Source organism: Mycobacterium talmoniae (assembly GCF_001854525.1).
Lineage (GTDB): Bacteria > Actinomycetota > Actinomycetes > Mycobacteriales > Mycobacteriaceae > Mycobacterium > Mycobacterium talmoniae.
This window is the reverse complement of record NZ_MLQM01000014.1, coordinates 1-16,377: the sequence shown is the minus strand read 5'-3', so window position 1 is coordinate 16,377 and position 16,377 is coordinate 1. Positions and strand designations below refer to the sequence as shown.

Genomic DNA, 16,377 nt, shown 5'->3' with positions numbered 1-16,377 from the left:
GATGGCGCTGTCCCGACGGACCTTCGGCCGGCTCGCCGCCGGCGTGGGCGTGCTGGCGGCAGCGTGTGCCCGTAGACCCACCCAGTCACCAACGCCCGGTCCCGGTGTGGGATTCGTGCTCTCGCATGAACAATTCACCACCGCCCAGCTGGTGGAGCAGGCGGTGGCCGCCGAACAGGCAGGGTTTCAACATGTTTGGGCCAGCGACCACGTGCAGCCATGGCAAGACAATGAGGGGCACGCCATGTTCCCGTGGCTGACGCTGGCGCTGGTGGCCCAACGCACCAGCCGCGTCAGCCTCGGGACCGGGGTGACGTGCCCCAGCTACCGCTATCACCCGGCCACCGTGGCGCAGGCGTTCGCGTCGCTGACCCTGTTGGCGCCCGGACGGGTGTTTCTCGGGCTGGGCACCGGCGAGCGGCTCAACGAGCAGGCCGGCACCGGGCAGTGGGGCCGCTACACCGAGCGGCGTGACCGGCTGATCGAGGCCATTCAGCTGATCCGGCAACTGTTCACCGGCCAGCGGATCTCGTTCAGCGGACGCTACTTTCAGACCCAACAGCTCAAGCTCTACGACCGGCCCGACTCCCCGCCGCCGATCTTCGTGGCCGCCAGCGGCCCGAAAAGCACGCAGGTGGCCGGGCAGTACGGCGACGGCTGGATCACCCAGGCCGCCGATGTCACCAAAGCACCGCTGCTGGCCGCCCTGGCCCGGGGCGCGCAGACGTCCGGCCGCGACCCGGCCGCGGTGGATAAACGCGCCGAGATGTTCGCCGTGGTCGGCGATCACGACGAGATCACCCGCGCGGCCGAGTTGTGGCGGTTCACCGCCGGCGCGGTGGATCAACCCAATCCGGTCGAGATCCAGCGGGCCGCGCAGGTCAACCCGCTGGACAAGGTGATCGCCGGCTGGACCACCGGCACCGACCCGGCCCGGCATGTGGCCGCGGTGCAGGCCATACTGGATGCCGGCGCCACCCCGTTTGTGCACTTTCCGCAGCGCGACCCCACCGCCGCCATCGAGTTCTACCGCGACCACGTGCTCGGCCGGCTACGGTGACCGCCGCACCGGCAGGGCGGGCGGTGGTTCAGAACGTCGAGCTGCCCTGCGGGGATAGCACGAATCCGTGCCGCTCCCCCGTCGGGCCGCCTTCGATCTCGCAGGCCGTCATGGCTGCGTCGACTCCGCAGGTCCCGGACTGGGCCCCGGTCCCCTGTTTGGTCACCTTGCTGCCCGACGGAAGTGGCTTGTAGTCGTCCGGGTTGACGGTATAGGTATGCGGTTCGGTGCCCTCGTAACGTTGATAGGTCTCCTGCGCGGCTAGGTCGACGGTGCTGAATCTCGCCGGCGACATGTCGCCGCCCGTAACCAGGTTCTGCGATGTTCCGGGTAGCGAACCCCAGCACGAGACCGACATCCAGCCGCCTCGCACGTTTTTGATCATGCGGCATCGGTAACCGCCCGGGGTGCTGAACTGCACACCGCGGCCGTCCGAACCGTAGGTCGTGTAGGTCTCGAACGGCGCGGGATCCACCTGGACGTAGCTATTCAGATCCGGGAACTGCCCAGGGTCCCCCCACCCGGCGGGTGGCGAGACGACTACCACTGCCGCGAGCATCGCCGCGCCGCCCGCCAACCTTGCCATCCCAGCCATGAAGCGCACCGTACGCCCTCGGAGCGCTTGTCGCGGCGGAGTTGCCGTTATGTGCCGTCCGTCGCGTCGATCTCGTCGAACACCCGCTGGGCGACCCGGAACGCGGTGTTGGCGGCCGGCACCCCGCAGTAGATCGCGGCCTGCAACAACACTTCCTTGATCTCGTCGCGCGACAGGCCGTTGCGCAGCGCGCCCCGCAGATGTAGCGCGAGTTCCTCGGTGTGGCCGCAGGCGATCAGCGCAGTCAGGGTGATCATGGACCGGCTGCGCCGATCCAACCCGGGCCGGCCCCAGATCGCGCCCCAGGCGTATTCGGTGATGAAGGCCTGGAAATCGCCGGTGAAGTCGGTGGCATGCGTCGCCGCGCGGTCGACATGGTCGTCGCCGAGCACCGCACGGCGCACCGCCATGCCGCGGTCATAGGGGCTGTCCGTCATGGGTCCTCCGCTCGCGAGTGTTGCCTGCAGGCTACCGGCGACCGTCACGGCATGACCGCCAGAAAGATGTACGCGGCCAACAACACCAGATGCACCTCGCCCTGCAGCAAGGTGGCCCGACCGGGCACCACGGTCAGCACACTGACCGCTACCGTCAAGACCAGCAGCACCAGGTGGGTCGCGCTCAAGCCGAGCAGTAACGGGCCGCTCAGCCACAGCGACGCCAGCGCGATCGCCGGGATGGTCAACCCGATGCTGGCCATCGCGGATCCGTAGGCCAGGTTGAGGCTGGTCTGGATGCGCCCCCGCCGCGCGGCACGCGCCGCCGCCAGGGTCTCCGGCAGCAGCACCAGCGCGGCGATCACCACGCCGACAAACGACGGCGGGAATCCCACCGCCAGCACCGCGTCCTCGATCTGCGGTGATTCCACTTTGGCCAGGCCCACCACCGCGACCAGCGCGGTGAACAGCAGGAGCAGGCTGACCAGCACCGACCGCGTGCTCGGTGGCGCCGCATGCTGTTCATCGTGCGACACGGCGCCTTTCTCGGTGACCGGCAAAAAGATGGTGCGGTGCCGCACGGTTTGGGCGAAGACGAACAGCAGATAGAGCCCGAGCGAGGCGACGGCGGCGAAGGTGAGCTGTGCGGGGGCGAATTCCGGCCCCGGGTGGCTGGTGGTGAAGGTGGGCAGCACCAGGCTCAGCGTGGCCAGCGTGGTGACGGTGGCCAACGCCGCGCCACTGCCGTTGGCGTTGAACAACGGCACCCGGTGGCGCAGTGACCCGAGAAGCAAAGACAGGCCGACGATTCCGTTCGTGGTGATCATGACCGCGGCGAATACCGTGTCGCGGGCGAGGGTCGCCGCCTGCTGGCCGCCGGACACCATCAGGGTGACCACCAAGGCCACCTCGATGATCGTGACGGCGACGGCCAGCACCAGCGACCCGAACGGCTCGCCGACCCGGTGGGCGACCACTTCGGCGTGGTGCACCGCGGCCAGCACGGCGCCGGCCAGCAGGCCCGCGGCCACCACGGCCGTTACCGGCTCGATGTGGTGACCCCAGGTCCAGGCCAGCGCCGTGACCGCCAATAGCGGCACTACCGCGGTCCACGACGGCCGCTGCACCAGCTGCAATGTCACCCGCCCACCGGCCAGCGCGGAAGCATGCTGGGCCGCAACAAGAACCGTGCGTCGGCAAGGCGGCCGCCACCGCGCCCGGCCATCCCGGCCAACGGCATCATCGGCACGCCGGCCGGCGCCACCACCGGACCGACGGTCCCGGCGGCGCTGGGCACCGCCGCGGCGACCGGGCTGGCGGCGGGGGCGGCGGCGAACCAGGTCTGCGGCACCGACAACGCCCCGGCCGAGGTGGCCCGGGCCAAACCCGCCGACACCGCTCCCCCGCCGGCGGCGCTCACCCCGCGCGCCGTTGACCCGAGCACACCGCCCGCCGCTGCCGGAACCGCGGCGGCACTCACCACGCCGCTCCCGCGGTTCATGTTCCACGCCAGCGCCGCCGCCCCGGTCAGGAAGCTCAGCGTCGAGGCTGCGGTGCGCGCGTGCCCACTCAGCGCGGTCGCCTGCTCGCCCAGCGGATCCAACACCGACAAACCCGACGGGGAGGCCAGCGTCCGCAAAGTGTATGCGACGGTGGACATCAGCCGCGATCCGTTGGCCACCGCCTCGCCCGCCTGGGCGCCCTGCCCGGCCGGGTTGGTGGTCTCTGGCGGCGGGGTAAACGGGGTCACCTGCGCGGCTGCCGCGGAGGCCCCGGCGTAGCCGTACATCGCGGCCGCGTCCTGGGCCCACATCTCGCCGTAATGCGCCTCGGTGGCCGCGATCGCCGGTGTGTTCTGGCCCAAAACGTTGGTTGCCGCCAGCGACATCAACAAGCTGCGGTTGGCGGCGATCAACGGCGGCGGAACCGTCATCGCCCGCGCAGCCTCGTAGGCGCCCGCCGCGGCGCGGGCCTGGGTTGCGGCCTGTTCGGCCTGGGCGGCGGTGGCGTGCAGCCATCCCACATACGGTGCGGCCGCCCGCACCATGGAGGACGCGGCCGGGCCCCGCCACGGCCCGCCGGTCACGGCCGAAATGGTCGACTGGTAACCCGCTGCGGTGGTGTGCAGTTCGGCGGCGAGGGTGTCCCAGGTCACCGCGGCTGCCAGCATCGGCCCCGAACCGGGACCGGAATACATACGGGCGGAATTGATTTCCGGTGGCAATGCGCCGAAGTCCATCGCTGCAGCCCCCCTCAGCCGGTCGAGACGAGGTGGGCGGTGCTGGCCAGTCGGGACATGGCCGACGATGCGCCGAATGGTGTTGCAACAAAAAACATCAGATTCTCCCTGGAAGTGGATGTGGCCAACCGATCCATCGACTGGCGCAGTGCGCACGCGGCCGCGCAGACCGATTCAGGCGGGTGATGGATTAATCCCACGGCCGCCGCAGCGATGCGGCAGATACCGCGGGCGAGTGGTCACCGGCCGTTGTTCCCTCTGGACACAACAGCCTGGCGCTGACCGGTCAGACCCTGGCGATGCAGAACCGGGTCAGGAGTTCTCGACCCGCAGGGGAATTCGTGCACGCACCGGAACCAGCCAAGTCGGCTCGGTCCCAGCTCATGGACGCCAACGGCGGAAACCCGTGCCCCAGCGGTGACGAGCGCAACCGGGGCAGCGAGCGGTGTTGGGTGACGGTGCTGGATGCCTTCTCGGTTGTGGGCAACGCGTCGTCGTCAATGTCGGCGCCATCGACGTCGTCGGCGTTCAGCGACACCAGCATGGCGGACGGTGATACCGGCCCGGCCAGCTCGGAGCGCACCAGCCCGTATCCGATGAGCCCGATCAGCACGCAGATAGCGAGTGCGATGGCGCTGACAGACTGCGACGCTAGCGGTCTACGTCCATCACGAATCATCACAATGCCCGCAACTCTACCAACGGATCCTGTGGACCCGCACCCGCCCGTGTGAGCTTGTCAGGCTAAAGTCCAACTACCACTTGCGTTTTCCGTCGATCTATGAATTCTCTTTGAGAATCAGCCTGACATGCTCCAGCGTCTCGTCGATCAGCAGGTCTATCGCCCCGAAATACGTTGATGACGGCGGCTTCCCCACCAAGGAGGCGATCGCCCGCTGCTCGCCGAGGACATCGGTCGCGGCGAGGTTGCGCGCCATCGCCTCGGGGTGGATCTGCAGTCCGGCAAGCAGTTCGCCGCACTGCGATCCGGCGACGACGGTGCGCCGCGCCAGAGTGCGCAGGGTATCCCATTCGGCGTGCCAGGCGCCGTCGGGCCGCTCGTCGTTGGCCAGCGCGGCGGCGGTGTGCAGGGTCGCGGCCAGCGGCGGGGCGGCGATAGCGGCGCGGCGGATCAGGATGGATAGCACCGGGTTGTGTTTGTCCGGCATGGTGGAGGACCCACCGCCGCCGGGCTCGCTGAGTTCGCCGATCTCCGGGCGGGCCAACACCACCACGTCCGCGGCGATGCGCCCCCAGGCGTCGGTGCAGCCGAGTAGTGCGTCGGCGGCGGCGGTCACCGGGGTTCGGGTGGTGTGCCACGGCGGCCGGGCGTCCAGCCCCAAACTGGTTGCCGCGGCGCGCACCAGCCGCGCGCTGACCTCACCGGGATCACGCACCCCGGTCAGCGCGGCCAATTCGGTGATCGCCGCCCGTGTTCCGGCCGCACCGCCGATCTGGATGGGGGTGGCCAGCGCGGTGAGTTGACGATAGGCGTCGAGAAGGCCGCGCAGCCAGCCGGCGGCCTTGGCCCCGAAGGTGGTGGGCACCGCCGGCTGGGTCAGCGTCCGCGCCACCATCGGGGTGCCGCGATGCGTTGCGGTCAGTGTCGCCAGCACCGAAATCTGTTGGCTCAGCTGCGCTACCAGGAGATCCACTACGGATCGGGTAGCCAGCATCAGGGCGGTATCAACCACGTCCTGGCTGGTCAGGCCCCGGTGCAGCCACGCCGCGGCCGGAGCCGGGGCGCGCTCGCGCAGCAACCCGACTAACCCGAGGACCGGGTTCCCGCCGTCCTCGGCGCCGGCCGCCAAAAACTCGGCGTCGCGCGGCCCGACCAAGCAGGCCAGGTCCGCGCCCGCGCACACCGGCGGCACCACGCCGGCCTCGGCCAGCGCCGTCAACCAGGCGGACTCCACCGCGACCATCGCCGCCAGCAGCGCCGCATCGGTCATCAGCGCGCCGGCGCGCTGATCCCCCGGCCACAACAAATTCATGGCCGGTCACCGCGATACTCGAGGAAGACCGTCTCCTCCGGCCCCTGCAGGTGGATATCGAAGCGGTAGCCACCCGAATCCGTTTGGCACAGCAGGGTTTCCCGACGGGCGCTGTCCAGCCCGGCCAGCAGCGGCTCGCCGTCCGGGTCGGCTCCCGGTAGGTAGGCGCGGGTGAACAGGCGGTTCAGCAGTCCGCGGGCGAAGACGGTGATCGCGAAAAACGGGGGCCGCCCGGCCGTCGTCGGCCCCGGTGTCAGCGTGCTGAATCGGTAGTGGCCCGCGGTGTCGGTGGCGCAGCGGCCCCAGCCGGTGAAGGTGTCGTCGTCGCGGCGCAGTGAGCCGGGCCGCTGCACGATGCTGCCGGCGGGGTCGGGTTGCCACAGTTCGAGCAGCGCATCGGGGACGCCGTCGCCGGCGCCGTCGTAGACCGTGCCGTGCAACCGGATGGCGTCGCGGTGCGCGTCGCCGATCAGCCGGTGGTCGCCGGGATAGGGCAGCGCGCAATGAAAGAACGGGCCCACCGTCTGGCCCGGAGTCACGACGAACTCAGCCATGCTCGGTCCAGGTCCGCTGATTGCCGGACAGCACGATGTCCCAGCGGTAGCCGGTCGCGTATTCGGGCTGGGTCAGGTCGTGGTCGTAGACCGCGACCAGCCGAGCGCGGGCGGCCGGGTCGACGATGGACTGGTAGATCGGGTCCAACCCGAACAGCGGGTCGCCGGGAAAGTACATCTGGGTGACCAGGCGTTGGGTGAACGCGGTCCCGAACACCGAGAAATGGATGTGCGCGGGCCGCCAGGCATTGTGGTGGTTGCGCCACGGGTACGGGCCGGGCTTGATGGTGAGGAAGCGGTAGCTGCCGTCCGGCCCGGTCAGGCAGCGGCCGGTGCCGGTGAAGTTGGGGTCCAGGGGCGCCGGGTGCTGGTCGCGGGCATGCCGGTAGCGACCCGCCGCGTTGGCCTGCCAGATCTCGACCAGTTGGCCGACGACCGGCCGGCCCGCCCCGTCCAGGACCCGGCCGGTCACGATGATGCGCTCCCCGATCGGCTCACCCGCCCTCCCGGCGGTCAGGTCGGCGTCGAGCGGGTCGACGTCAGTGTCGCCGAAACACGGTGCCCAACGTTCGATCTCCGCCGGATCCACCGGCTGCAACGGCCGCCGGGGATGCCGCCACCGGCTGCTGCGATACGGCGGGTAATCCAGCCGCGGCTGGGTCTCCACACCGCCGCGCGGGTAGTCCGCGGCGATGCGGGCGATCTCCGTAGTGATCTCCCGCTGGGACGCCGACGACTCGGGTGCGGCCCTCACCCGACTGACGCTAACCGATTTCAGCCGCGGTAGACGGTGGCGACCCACGGTTGCGAGCAGAACCGCTGCTGCGCGGTGCCGGGGTCGATGCCGGCAGCCCGCAGCGCGGCACCCTGGTCACCGCTGCTCAGCGCGCACAGCGTGTTGCCGTTGCGCACCCAGTCGGGTCGGTCAGCGGGCGGCCGGTCGGCGGCGACCGCCATCTCGAGCACCGCGACCTCGGTCAGCGTGTTGTTCGCCCACCGATACAGCGTGACGCCGCCCGACATCGCGCTGGCGTGCGCGTAGTTGCCGAAGAAGCCCTCCGGGGTGCGGTAGAACAGCCGCTTGCCGAATAGGTCACCGGCACGGACGAATTGCTGGGTTTGGTCGGCCAACCGCCATACCGCCATGGGCTCACCGCCGCTGCCGCCCCGGCCGGTGACCACCAGCAGCTCGGGGATGCCGTCGTCGTCGATGTCCTGCAGCAGCGGGACCACCCCGGTCTCCCCGATCGCGTCGGTGGGTTCCCGGAACGCTTGGCCCGCGGCACCGTCGCGGCGCACCACGAACGACCACGCCGGATCGCTGGTCACCTCCAGGTTCAGGTGGGCATTGACCCGCAGCACACAGCGGACGTGCTGATCGGCCAGCCTGGTGCCGTAGGACAGGTCGACGCGATCACAAGGCGGGTTCGGCGCGGCTCCCGCCGCCGGCGCCCAACCGAGCGGCACCAGCAGCGCCACCAGCCCTACCGCCGCAGCGCGGACCCAGCCCGTTCCGACCGTGCCGTCCCGCATTAGGCGCCCCATGCCGGCCCGACCGGATCCGGGGTGCGCGGTTCGAGCGTGCCCACCACCCAGCGGGCCGGTTGGGCCTGCTCGGCCCAGCCCGGCGGTCGCGTCACCCACCAGTAGGCCAGCAGCTCGCTCGGGCCGAACGCCGCGAAAGCGACCACCAGCGACATGATGACGAATTTGTGCAGCCCGCCGGTCATGGTCGCCCCTTACCTGTCGAAACCGTCGCGATTAACGACTAACTGTAGCACTATTTCCGTAGCATTAGTACATCTTTGGCGTTTGCGTTGACCTTGCGGCGCCGCGGGAGCATTCTCTTAGTAGAGGAATACATCTCTGCTAACCAGACAAATGTGCTTGGGGAGCCCGGTGACCGACCACAGCAGCGTCTTCGCCGATGTCCGGCGCGGGATGATCCCCGCCCACATCTACAACGACGCCGAGATCTTCGCGCTGGAAAAGGAGCGGCTGTTCAGCCGGGCGTGGGTGTTCGTCGCGCACGAATCGGAGATCCCGCACAACGGTGACTACGTGGTGCGCCGGGTGCTCGACGATTCGTTCATCATCACCCGGGACTCCGAGGGCGTGGTGCGGGCCATGTTCAATATGTGCCTGCACCGGGGCATGCAGGTGTGTCGGGCCGAGCTGGGCAATGCGTCGAACTTCCGCTGCCCCTATCACGGCTGGACCTACCGCAACGACGGCCGGATCACCGGGCTGCCGTTTCACCGGGAGGCCTACGGCGGCGACGCGGGGTTCGCCAAAACCGGGCAGTCCCTGTTACCCGCACCGAATCTGGGCAGCTACAACGGGTTGCTGTTCATCAGTTTGGATCCGCACGCCGAGCCGCTGGCCGACTACCTAGGCGACTTCCGGTTCTACCTGGACTTCTACACCAACCAGAGCCCGCACGGCCTGGAGGTGCGCGGCCCGCAGCGCTGGCGGATCAACGCGAACTGGAAGATCGGCGCGGAGAATTTCGCCGGGGACATGTACCACACCCCGCACACCCACACCTCGGTCGTCGAGATCGGGCTGTTCCGGGAACCCAAGGCGCAAAAACGCAAGGACGGGGCCACCTACTGGGCCGGCAAGGGCGGCGGCACCACCTACAAGCTGCCGCCGGGCACGTTCGCCGAGCGGATGCGCTACGTCGGCTACCCCGACGAGATGATCGCCCGCGCCGAACAGGTCTGGACCCGGGAGCAGCAACGGGTGGTCGGCGAGGACGGGTTCATGGTGTCGGCGGCGTCGTGCTTTCCGAACCTGAGCTTCGTGCACAACTGGCCCAAGGTCGAAGACGGCCACGATGTGTTGCCGTTCATCTCGATTCGGCAATGGCAGCCGATCAGTCACAACCAGACCGAGGTGTGTTCGTGGTTCGCCGTCGACGCCGCCGCGCCGGCGGAGTTCAAGCAGAAGTCGTATCGGGCGTATCTAATGTGTTTCGGGTCGACCGGCATGTTCGAGCAGGACGACGTGGAGAACTGGGTGTCGTTGACCAACACCGCCGGCGGGACGATGGCGCGGCGGCTGTTGCTCAACAGCCGGATGGGTCTGCTCGCCGATGACCGACCGGTCGTCGACCCGTTGCCGGCCGAGGCGTTTCACGGGCCCGGATACGCCCAAGTCGGCTACAACGAACACAACCAGCGCGCCCTGCTGCGGCTGTGGGCCGACCACCTGGAGACGACGTGAAACCGTTGCCGTTCAACGATCCCCGGCACCTGCAGGCGCACCAGTTCCTGGTCGATGAGGCCTATCTGCTGGATGCCCAACACTACGAGGCCTGGCTGGACACGCTGACCGACGACATCCGCTACCTGATGCCGGTGCGGGTCACCACCGCGCTGGGCGCCGGGTTCGACACCGCACCCGGGATGGCGCATTTCGACGAGAACAAGTATTCGCTGCAGCGCCGGGTGGCGCGGTTCGCCACCGAACATGCCTGGACCGAGGATCCGCCGTCGCGGCTGCGGCACTTCATCACCAACGTGCGCAGCTTCGCCGGCGCGGACCCCGACGAACTGCAGGTGCAATCGGCCGAGCTGCTGTTCCGCAGCCGCGGCGACGTCAACGAAGCCGCCCTGGTGTCCTGCGGCCGCGACGACGTGTTGCGCCGCGACGGCGACCGCTGGAAGTTGGCGCGGCGCACCATCACCGTCGACGAGTCGGTGTTGCGGATGCAGAACCTGGCGGTGTTCCTGTGAACGACGACCTGGCCGGGCTGCTCGACGGTACGGTGGGCGAACCGCTCACCGTCGCCAACGAATTCGCCGAGGTTCAGCTCCGCCGCGTCGACACCCGCAACGGGTCGCGGCTGCTGATCACCGCCCCCAAATCCGGGCGATGGATCAGCCTGGATGCGTTGGAGGTGGAGGCATTGACCCGGCAGAATCCGCGCACCCTGGCGGCGATGGTCGGCACCGGCGACGGTCCGCTGCTGCCCGATGATGCCGACGACGGAGCGGCGCCGTGACCGGGTGGCTGGACGGCAAGCGGGCGCTGATCGTCGGCGCCGGATCGGGCATCGGGCGCGCCGTCGTCGACGCCTTCCGCGCCGAAGGCGCCCAGGTGGCGGTGCTGGAGCGGGACCCGGACAAATGCGCGGCGCTGCGCGGTGAGCTGCCGGACCTGCCGGTGGTGGCCGGCGACGCCACCACCCGCGACGCCAACGAGCGGGCGGTCACGGCGACCGTCGACGCCTACGGCGGCCTGGACACCCTGGTCAGCTGCGTCGGCGTGTTCGACTTCTACCGCGGCCTCACCGACCTCGACGCCGACGAGCTTCCCGGCGCGTTCGACGAGATGTTTCACACCAATGTGCTCAGCCACCTGCAGTCGGTGAAGGCGGCGTTGCCCGCGCTGCAGGCCCAGGACGCGGCCTCGATCGTGCTGACCGAGTCGGCGTCGTCGTTTTATCCGGGCCGCGGCGGGACGCTGTATGTGGCGTCGAAGTTCGCGGTCCGCGGGCTGGTGGCCACGCTGGCACACGAACTCGCGCCACGAATCCGGGTCAACGGGGTGGCGCCGGGCGGCACGCTGCACACCGATCTGCGGGGCCTGCGCAGCCTGGGGCTGGCCGACACCCGCCTGGATGACGCCCCGGACCGCGCCCAAGAGCTGGCCGCGCGGACGCCGCTGCAGGTGGCGCTGTCCGGGGCGGATCACGCCTGGAGCTACGTGTATTTCGCGTCCGACCGGTCCCGCGGCATCACCGGCGACAGCGCCCACCCCGACGGCGGCTTCGGACTGGGTGCGCACCCATGACGCGCGCCGGCGACGACGACGCGGCGCCGACAACGCTCGCAGCAGAGCGCGCGCTGGTCGCGACGGGGTGCCGGGTGGCGGCCGCGCGCGGGTTGGTCGACGGCATCCTGGGTCATCTCAGCCTGCGCGTCGACGACGACCGGCTGCTGATCCGCTGCCGCAGCGACGACGACGCCGGGGTGGCGTTCACCCGCGCCGCCGACATCCGGTTGATCCGCCTGGACGGCTCCCCCGGCGCCGCCGGCGAACTCGACGGCTACCGCGTGCCCAACGAGCTGCCCATCCACGTCGAAACGCTGCGGGCCGATCCGGGCCGCCGGGCCGTCGCCCATCTGCACCCGCCGGCCGTCGTCGCCGCCGATCTGGCCGGCATCGCCCTGCGCCCGATCTACGGGGCCTACGACATCCCGGGGGCGGGGCTGGCCCGCGGCGGGGTGCCGGTTTATCCGCGGGCGGTGCTGATCCGCACCACCGAGCTGGCCGAGGAGATGGTCGCGGCGATGCGCGGGCGGCCGGTGGTGATCTGCCGCGGGCACGGCATCGTCAGCGCCGCGACCAGCGTGCAGCACGCGGTGCTGCAGGCGATCAGCCTCGACCGGTTGGCCCAGCTGTCATTGCGGGTGCGCGCCGCCGGTGGGACGCTGCGCGAGATCGACGAGGCCGACTGGGCGGACCTGCCGGACCTGGGCGCGGGGTTCGCCGTCGACGCGGCCTGGCGCCATGAGGTCGCGCGGGCTCAGCCGAGCTGAGCGGCCGAGCTCACCGCCGAGCGGTGCGCAGGGCGAGCATGATCTGAGCGGAAAGTTCGGGATCGGTCAACAGCTGGTCGACCAACGCGCTGAGCACCTCTTGCCCGGTGACCCGGGTGACCCCCAGGCGGGAGGCCGCGTCGAGCTGCCAACTGTCCAGGGCGCGGTGTGTCTCCCGCGAGATGTCGACGGTGCGTCGGGTCCGCCGCTCGCTGGGTTGTCCGATGCCGATGGGCTGGGTCATCGCCGCCCCGGCCGGCGGCCTGGCCCCAGGCGCGGCGGCGGGTGGGATGCGGAGTCGGTCCGCGTCCCGCGGGAACGGGTTGATGGCGGCGCTCAATGTGGTGACCTTCTTCTCGCCTGGTGAAACGCTCTATCAGTAGATCCGAGTGTCAGTATGTCCGTAGTTCAGCCGGTATGCAACGGCGTTACGGCGGGCATGCCCTGAGGGTAACGGTCCGCATCCGCGATGAACGGACGGACACCCCGATGCCGGCGAAGCGGCACTGAGTTTTCCGGTGGGTCCGCCGCGGCGGCATTGCGGCGCCCGAATTTTGTCCCCCGCGATATCGCCCGCCCCTGGTTGGCACCACTCGCAGCGCAGGTCAGCCAAGGCCAGGGCCCCGCGTCGTGGTCGGCCGACCACGACGAGATCGGACACTTCATTTTGCCCAGCGAAAAACACCATTTCTGGAGCCGTGCAAATATCCTCGAATTGGAATTGTAACCAGATTATTTTGGATTGCTGCAGCAATTATCCAAACACGGCCATAGTGGCACCTGCGCCGCGGTCGGCCGACGCCCGGACGCGGAGTTACTGAACTACGGAAATGCTCGGGTACGTAGCCGCACAAAGCGTCTCTACCTGTAGCGTTGCATCTACTGAACTACTGCGAAGGGCAACGGCGGAGGCGCCGCAACCGCCGCGCAGCTGGCCGACCGGACCGGGGGCTCCGCTGCACGCACCGCTTGGGACAACAATTCCACGAGGTTGCTACCGTCGAATTGATAGATAGATCACACACCCGGCTGAAAACTTTTGCGAAGCATTGTCGTCGGGTTAATATCGTCGCCGTAAGGACGCAGTTATCCGACTTGTGATCAACAAACAACCGATACGAAGGAGGGTGTCATGTCGATCTCGGTGAGGTCAGCACGCCGCACGGCTGCTGGCGCGGTCGGTGCCGCCGCAGTCGCCGGTGCGATGCTATTCGGTGCGGTGCCGGCGGCGCAGGCCGCCCCGGCCGTCCAAGACAACCAGGTCGCCGCCGCGGGCTGGCACAACGCGCCGATGCCGGACCACCACTGGCATCACCACCACCACTTCTGGCGGCACTGGTGGTGGTGGTGGTGATGTGGCGCTGACCTAGGCCGGCCTAGGTCAAGGTCATGCGACCCGCGAAAGTTCCCGGTGAGCACCCGATCCGCCCGATGCGGATCGGGTGCTCATCTCGCGGTGTCGGGCAGGGTTCGGACTACACCACCATCAACCAGGAGATCTGATGACTTCCCCGCGACGTACCACCCGTCACGCCGTTTCGTTGCTGATCGCCGTCGGCGTCGGCGTCACCCTCGCCGCCTGCGGCGATTCCACCGAAAGCGCGCCCGCCGACTCGTCGACGCAGCCGCAGCCATCGTCCCCCGCGGCCACCTCGGCAGCGCCCGCCGCCGTCGACTACGACATCGCCCGGGTCGACAGCGTCAAGGACGCCTTCCCGGCGGGTTTCAATCCCCAGGCCGAGCCGGCGAAAACCTTGTCCCAAGCCGACATCGACGGCTCCGGCATCAACGCCTTCACCGGCGCCCAGGTTGATCCGCCGCAATGCCGCGCGCTGATCATCCCGCCCTACGCCGAGCCGTCGGTGGGCGCCCAGGCCGCCGGCATCCGCGGGGAGGGCGACCAAGGCAACATCGACGTCGTCGCGTTGAAGCTGCCCCAGCCCATCAAGGCCACCCCGGTTCCCGCGGGCTGCGACCAGGTGAAGTTGTCCGGCTCCCCGGAGGCGAGCGGAACGGCCCAACCCGTGCCGGCGCCCGCCATCGCCGGTGTCACCACCAGCGCGGCCAAGCTCACCGTCGATTCCGGCGACGACCCCGATTACGTCTACAGCGCGGCGCTCGACGATCGCACCACGGTCGTCGTGATGGGCGGCACCGACCCTGACCTCAACCCCGAACAGGTCATGTCCGACCTGTTGGTCAAGGCGGTCGCCGCGGTGCGGGGCCAGTAGGAATCGCGGGGGGGGGGGCCGCGGTTCAGCCGAGTTGATCCCCGATCTCGGTGGCCGCCGCCACCAACACCTCCGCCACCCCGGGGTACTGGGCTTCGCTGAGCCGGTGGACCGGGGCGGCGGCGTTAACGGCGAGCCGCAGCCCGGGCGCGCGGGTCGGGATCGCCACCGCGACCGAGGCGACGCCGTCCTCGCTTTCTTCGCGGTTTGTGGCGTAACCCTGTGCCCGGACTTTCGAAAGCTCGTCGAACAGTTGCGATCTGCTGCCGATCGAATGCTCCGTGACGCGCTGCAGCTCCTCGCCGGGCAGCAGCCGGTGCAGCTCCGGCTCGGGCAGTTGAGCCAACATGGCCTTGCCGGTGGACGTGCAGTGCGCAGGCAGGCTGCGACCCAGCCGGGAGGCCACCCGCACCGCGGCCGGGCCTTCGACCGCGGCGATGAAGCGCACGCTGGCGCCGTCGAGCACCCCGATGTGCGCGGTTTCGCGCAGCCGGTCACTGATGTCGCGCAGCACCGGCGCCGCGACCCGCGGGATGTCGAGCCGGCCGAACACCGCGAACGCGACCCCGGTCAGCGCCGGACCGGGTCGATACGCCTTCGACACCGGGTCCTGGCGGACAAAGCCGCGGTAGGCCAACATCGCCAACAACCGGTGCGCGGTCGACGACGCCACCCCCAGATACCGGGTGGCCTCGGTGAGCCGGATCTCGGGTTGTTCGCCGAGCAGCAACAGCAGCTTCAGCGCATTGTCGACCGACTCGATCGGGTACTGCGGCACAGGCGGGTCGGCGCTCTGCATACCCGAGACGCTACCTGGCTTAAGCCCTTGCGCACCGGTACTCACCGCGTTCGGAGGTCAGCATGGTCAGGTCGAACTACGTAGGGTGAAGCCATGGCCGACGACACCGATGTCCCCCGGGTGGTGAGCGCAAGCCGCGAGATCGCCGCGGCCGCCGATCGCATCTTCGAGCTGATTGCCGATCCCGCGCAACAACCGCGCTGGGACGGCAACGACAACCTCGCCGAAGCCGAAGCGGGACAGCGGGTTCGCGGTGTCGGCGATGTTTTCAGGATGCGGCTGACCCTGGGCAGCATCCGGGAGAACCACGTAGTGGAGTTCGACGAGGCCCGCCGGATCGCTTGGCGACCGTCGGAACCGGGTCGCCGCCCGCCGGGGCACCTGTGGCGCTGGGAACTCGACCCCATCGACGCCACCCACACCCGGGTCACGCACACCTACGACTGGTCGCAGTTGACCGACCGAAACCGGCTCCCCCGCGCCCGTGACACTACCGCCGACCGGCTGCGCGCCTCACTGGATCGGCTCGCCGACATCGCCGAACACGGCTGAGCCGCAACGGCGCCCGTCAGCCGTCGTCGCCCGGTGGGGGTTCCTCGATGTCGGTCGCCCAGCTGCTCGGCATCATCGGCATCCGCGGGCCGCTCTCGAGCGAATCGTCGGTCAGCGTGGTTAATCCGGCCGCGTGCTCGGCGCCGGCCTTGTGGGCGGTGCCGGCGAACCCCAGGGTTCCCGCGCCCTGAGCCGAGGCGGTCACCGCGGCCACCCGCTCGCCGCCGCCCGCGGATGCATCCAGGTATTCGTAGCGGTGCCCGAGATCGGTCAGGCCGGTCCGGCGCCGACGCCGCCGGGCCTGTTTGGCCGCGGAAGCCGCGGCCGCCGCCGCAGCGGATTCCGGTTCCGACGCCCTTGCCTTGAT

At 69.6% G+C, this 16,377-nt stretch carries 23 protein-coding genes; 10 read left to right on the top strand and 13 right to left on the bottom strand.

The annotated features are described in order from the left end of the window. Window position 1: 1 nt before the first annotated feature. The gene (locus BKN37_RS04885) at window positions 2–1,060 is read left to right on the top strand and encodes a F420-dependent hydroxymycolic acid dehydrogenase (RefSeq protein WP_071022480.1); all 1,059 of its coding nucleotides are present in this window, start codon (window positions 2–4) and stop codon (window positions 1,058–1,060) included. A gap of 28 nt (window positions 1,061–1,088) precedes the next feature. Here BKN37_RS04885 and BKN37_RS04880 read toward each other — a convergent pair whose 3' ends face one another. From BKN37_RS04880 to BKN37_RS04865, 4 genes are read right to left on the bottom strand one after another with little or no spacing between them, the layout of a single operon-like run. Then, window positions 1,089–1,655: a hypothetical protein gene (locus tag BKN37_RS04880; protein ID WP_131823523.1), complete on the bottom strand. Its 567-nt coding sequence runs from the start codon at window positions 1,653–1,655 to the stop codon at window positions 1,089–1,091. A 47-nt stretch (window positions 1,656–1,702) separates the two neighbouring features. Continuing rightward, window positions 1,703–2,092 carry a 4-carboxymuconolactone decarboxylase gene (gene pcaC / locus BKN37_RS04875; RefSeq protein WP_071022474.1) on the bottom strand — a complete coding sequence of 130 codons (390 nt, stop codon included), beginning with the start codon at window positions 2,090–2,092 and terminating at the stop codon, window positions 1,703–1,705. A 44-nt stretch (window positions 2,093–2,136) separates the two neighbouring features. Further along, window positions 2,137–3,222, bottom strand: coding sequence for a calcium:cation antiporter (locus tag BKN37_RS04870; RefSeq protein WP_071022591.1), 1,086 nt, complete (start codon window positions 3,220–3,222; stop codon window positions 2,137–2,139). 8 nt (window positions 3,223–3,230) lie between these two features. Continuing rightward, a complete protein-coding gene (locus tag BKN37_RS04865) occupies window positions 3,231–4,331 on the bottom strand; it encodes a PPE family protein (RefSeq protein ID WP_071022472.1) in 1,101 nt (366 codons plus the stop codon). 57 nt (window positions 4,332–4,388) lie between these two features. On the opposite strand from BKN37_RS04865, the gene BKN37_RS30150 reads away from it, so the two are divergent. Then, the gene (locus BKN37_RS30150) at window positions 4,389–4,517 is read left to right on the top strand and encodes a hypothetical protein (RefSeq protein WP_278184933.1); all 129 of its coding nucleotides are present in this window, start codon (window positions 4,389–4,391) and stop codon (window positions 4,515–4,517) included. Window positions 4,518–4,617: 100 nt separating this feature from the next. On the opposite strand, the gene BKN37_RS04860 is transcribed toward BKN37_RS30150, so the two are convergent. From BKN37_RS04860 to BKN37_RS04835, 6 genes are all read right to left on the bottom strand, one after another. Continuing rightward, window positions 4,618–4,944 carry a hypothetical protein gene (locus BKN37_RS04860; protein ID WP_071022469.1) on the bottom strand — a complete coding sequence of 109 codons (327 nt, stop codon included), beginning with the start codon at window positions 4,942–4,944 and terminating at the stop codon, window positions 4,618–4,620. 166 nt (window positions 4,945–5,110) lie between these two features. Further along, window positions 5,111–6,325, bottom strand: a complete 1,215-nt coding sequence (locus BKN37_RS04855) for a lyase family protein (protein ID WP_071022465.1) — start codon at window positions 6,323–6,325, stop codon at window positions 5,111–5,113. After that, entirely contained in the window at window positions 6,322–6,879 is a 558-nt protein-coding gene (gene pcaG / locus BKN37_RS04850) for a protocatechuate 3,4-dioxygenase subunit alpha (RefSeq protein WP_071022461.1), read from the bottom strand. Before pcaG ends, BKN37_RS04855 begins: the two co-directional genes overlap by 4 nt. Then, window positions 6,872–7,633: a protocatechuate 3,4-dioxygenase subunit beta gene (gene pcaH, locus BKN37_RS04845; protein ID WP_071022457.1), complete on the bottom strand. Its 762-nt coding sequence runs from the start codon at window positions 7,631–7,633 to the stop codon at window positions 6,872–6,874. Before pcaH ends, pcaG begins: the two co-directional genes overlap by 8 nt. A gap of 20 nt (window positions 7,634–7,653) precedes the next feature. Next, entirely contained in the window at window positions 7,654–8,412 is a 759-nt protein-coding gene (locus BKN37_RS04840) for a hypothetical protein (RefSeq protein WP_071022454.1), read from the bottom strand. After that, on the bottom strand, window positions 8,412–8,609 hold the full coding sequence (locus BKN37_RS04835; RefSeq protein WP_071022451.1) for a hypothetical protein: 198 nt from the start codon (window positions 8,607–8,609) through the stop codon (window positions 8,412–8,414). Before BKN37_RS04835 ends, BKN37_RS04840 begins: the two co-directional genes overlap by 1 nt. A 211-nt stretch (window positions 8,610–8,820) precedes the next feature. Here BKN37_RS04835 and BKN37_RS04830 point away from each other — a divergent pair, with 211 nt between their 5' ends. Genes BKN37_RS04830 through phtC form a run of 5 tightly spaced genes read left to right on the top strand, consistent with a single transcriptional unit; the run spans window position 8,821 to window position 12,428 of the window. Beyond that, a complete protein-coding gene (locus BKN37_RS04830; RefSeq protein ID WP_242657081.1) occupies window positions 8,821–10,107 on the top strand; it encodes an aromatic ring-hydroxylating dioxygenase subunit alpha in 1,287 nt (428 codons plus the stop codon). Beyond that, a complete protein-coding gene (locus tag BKN37_RS04825; RefSeq protein ID WP_095406999.1) occupies window positions 10,104–10,619 on the top strand; it encodes a 3-phenylpropionate/cinnamic acid dioxygenase subunit beta in 516 nt (171 codons plus the stop codon). The genes BKN37_RS04830 and BKN37_RS04825 overlap by 4 nt, the downstream gene beginning before the upstream one ends. After that, window positions 10,616–10,888, top strand: coding sequence for a dihydrodiol dehydrogenase (locus tag BKN37_RS04820; protein ID WP_071022442.1), 273 nt, complete (start codon window positions 10,616–10,618; stop codon window positions 10,886–10,888). The genes BKN37_RS04825 and BKN37_RS04820 overlap by 4 nt, the downstream gene beginning before the upstream one ends. Further along, window positions 10,885–11,679 carry a 3-(cis-5,6-dihydroxycyclohexa-1,3-dien-1-yl)propanoate dehydrogenase gene (gene hcaB / locus BKN37_RS04815; RefSeq protein WP_071022438.1) on the top strand — a complete coding sequence of 265 codons (795 nt, stop codon included), beginning with the start codon at window positions 10,885–10,887 and terminating at the stop codon, window positions 11,677–11,679. Before BKN37_RS04820 ends, hcaB begins: the two co-directional genes overlap by 4 nt. Continuing rightward, on the top strand, window positions 11,676–12,428 hold the full coding sequence (gene phtC, locus BKN37_RS04810) for a 3,4-dihydroxyphthalate decarboxylase (RefSeq protein ID WP_071022435.1): 753 nt from the start codon (window positions 11,676–11,678) through the stop codon (window positions 12,426–12,428). Before hcaB ends, phtC begins: the two co-directional genes overlap by 4 nt. 10 nt (window positions 12,429–12,438) lie before the next feature. Here phtC and BKN37_RS04805 read toward each other — a convergent pair whose 3' ends face one another. Further along, complete coding sequence (locus tag BKN37_RS04805; RefSeq protein ID WP_071022432.1) at window positions 12,439–12,768, bottom strand: hypothetical protein; 330 nt, start codon at window positions 12,766–12,768, stop codon at window positions 12,439–12,441. 792 nt (window positions 12,769–13,560) lie between these two features. Between BKN37_RS04805 and BKN37_RS30350 the strand changes: the two genes are divergently transcribed. Both BKN37_RS30350 and BKN37_RS04800 read left to right on the top strand, forming a co-directional pair. Continuing rightward, window positions 13,561–13,782, top strand: coding sequence for a hypothetical protein (locus BKN37_RS30350; protein WP_131823522.1), 222 nt, complete (start codon window positions 13,561–13,563; stop codon window positions 13,780–13,782). A 148-nt stretch (window positions 13,783–13,930) separates the two neighbouring features. Further along, window positions 13,931–14,659, top strand: coding sequence for a DUF5642 family protein (locus tag BKN37_RS04800; RefSeq protein ID WP_158260337.1), 729 nt, complete (start codon window positions 13,931–13,933; stop codon window positions 14,657–14,659). Window positions 14,660–14,684: 25 nt separating this feature from the next. Here BKN37_RS04800 and BKN37_RS04795 read toward each other — a convergent pair whose 3' ends face one another. Further along, window positions 14,685–15,458: an IclR family transcriptional regulator gene (locus BKN37_RS04795; RefSeq protein ID WP_071022427.1), complete on the bottom strand. Its 774-nt coding sequence runs from the start codon at window positions 15,456–15,458 to the stop codon at window positions 14,685–14,687. Between the two features lie 93 nt (window positions 15,459–15,551). Here BKN37_RS04795 and BKN37_RS04790 point away from each other — a divergent pair, with 93 nt between their 5' ends. Beyond that, window positions 15,552–16,010 carry an SRPBCC family protein gene (locus BKN37_RS04790; protein WP_071022423.1) on the top strand — a complete coding sequence of 153 codons (459 nt, stop codon included), beginning with the start codon at window positions 15,552–15,554 and terminating at the stop codon, window positions 16,008–16,010. 16 nt (window positions 16,011–16,026) lie between these two features. Here BKN37_RS04790 and BKN37_RS29045 read toward each other — a convergent pair. Further along, window positions 16,027–16,377, bottom strand: a 351-nt coding sequence (locus BKN37_RS29045; protein WP_479724547.1) for a PPW family C-terminal domain-containing PPE protein, incomplete at its 5' end; no start/stop codon positions are given.

Coding starts and splice junctions, on each gene's coding strand:
- BKN37_RS04885 (WP_071022480.1), top strand. CDS start 2: ATGGCGCTGTCCCGACGGACCTTCGGCCGGCTCGCCGCCGGCGTGGGC.
- BKN37_RS04790 (WP_071022423.1), top strand. CDS start 15,552: ATGGCCGACGACACCGATGTCCCCCGGGTGGTGAGCGCAAGCCGCGAG.
- BKN37_RS04880 (WP_131823523.1), bottom strand. CDS start 1,655: ATGGCTGGGATGGCAAGGTTGGCGGGCGGCGCGGCGATGCTCGCGGCA.
- pcaG (WP_071022461.1), bottom strand. CDS start 6,879: ATGGCTGAGTTCGTCGTGACTCCGGGCCAGACGGTGGGCCCGTTCTTT.
- pcaC (WP_071022474.1), bottom strand. CDS start 2,092: ATGACGGACAGCCCCTATGACCGCGGCATGGCGGTGCGCCGTGCGGTG.
- BKN37_RS04830 (WP_242657081.1), top strand. CDS start 8,821: ATGATCCCCGCCCACATCTACAACGACGCCGAGATCTTCGCGCTGGAA.
- phtC (WP_071022435.1), top strand. CDS start 11,676: ATGACGCGCGCCGGCGACGACGACGCGGCGCCGACAACGCTCGCAGCA.
- BKN37_RS04795 (WP_071022427.1), bottom strand. CDS start 15,458: ATGCAGAGCGCCGACCCGCCTGTGCCGCAGTACCCGATCGAGTCGGTC.
- BKN37_RS04800 (WP_158260337.1), top strand. CDS start 13,931: ATGACTTCCCCGCGACGTACCACCCGTCACGCCGTTTCGTTGCTGATC.
- BKN37_RS30150 (WP_278184933.1), top strand. CDS start 4,389: ATGGCCGACGATGCGCCGAATGGTGTTGCAACAAAAAACATCAGATTC.
- BKN37_RS04855 (WP_071022465.1), bottom strand. CDS start 6,325: ATGAATTTGTTGTGGCCGGGGGATCAGCGCGCCGGCGCGCTGATGACC.
- BKN37_RS30350 (WP_131823522.1), top strand. CDS start 13,561: ATGTCGATCTCGGTGAGGTCAGCACGCCGCACGGCTGCTGGCGCGGTC.
- BKN37_RS04840 (WP_071022454.1), bottom strand. CDS start 8,412: ATGCGGGACGGCACGGTCGGAACGGGCTGGGTCCGCGCTGCGGCGGTA.
- BKN37_RS04835 (WP_071022451.1), bottom strand. CDS start 8,609: ATGACCGGCGGGCTGCACAAATTCGTCATCATGTCGCTGGTGGTCGCT.
- BKN37_RS04865 (WP_071022472.1), bottom strand. CDS start 4,331: ATGGACTTCGGCGCATTGCCACCGGAAATCAATTCCGCCCGTATGTAT.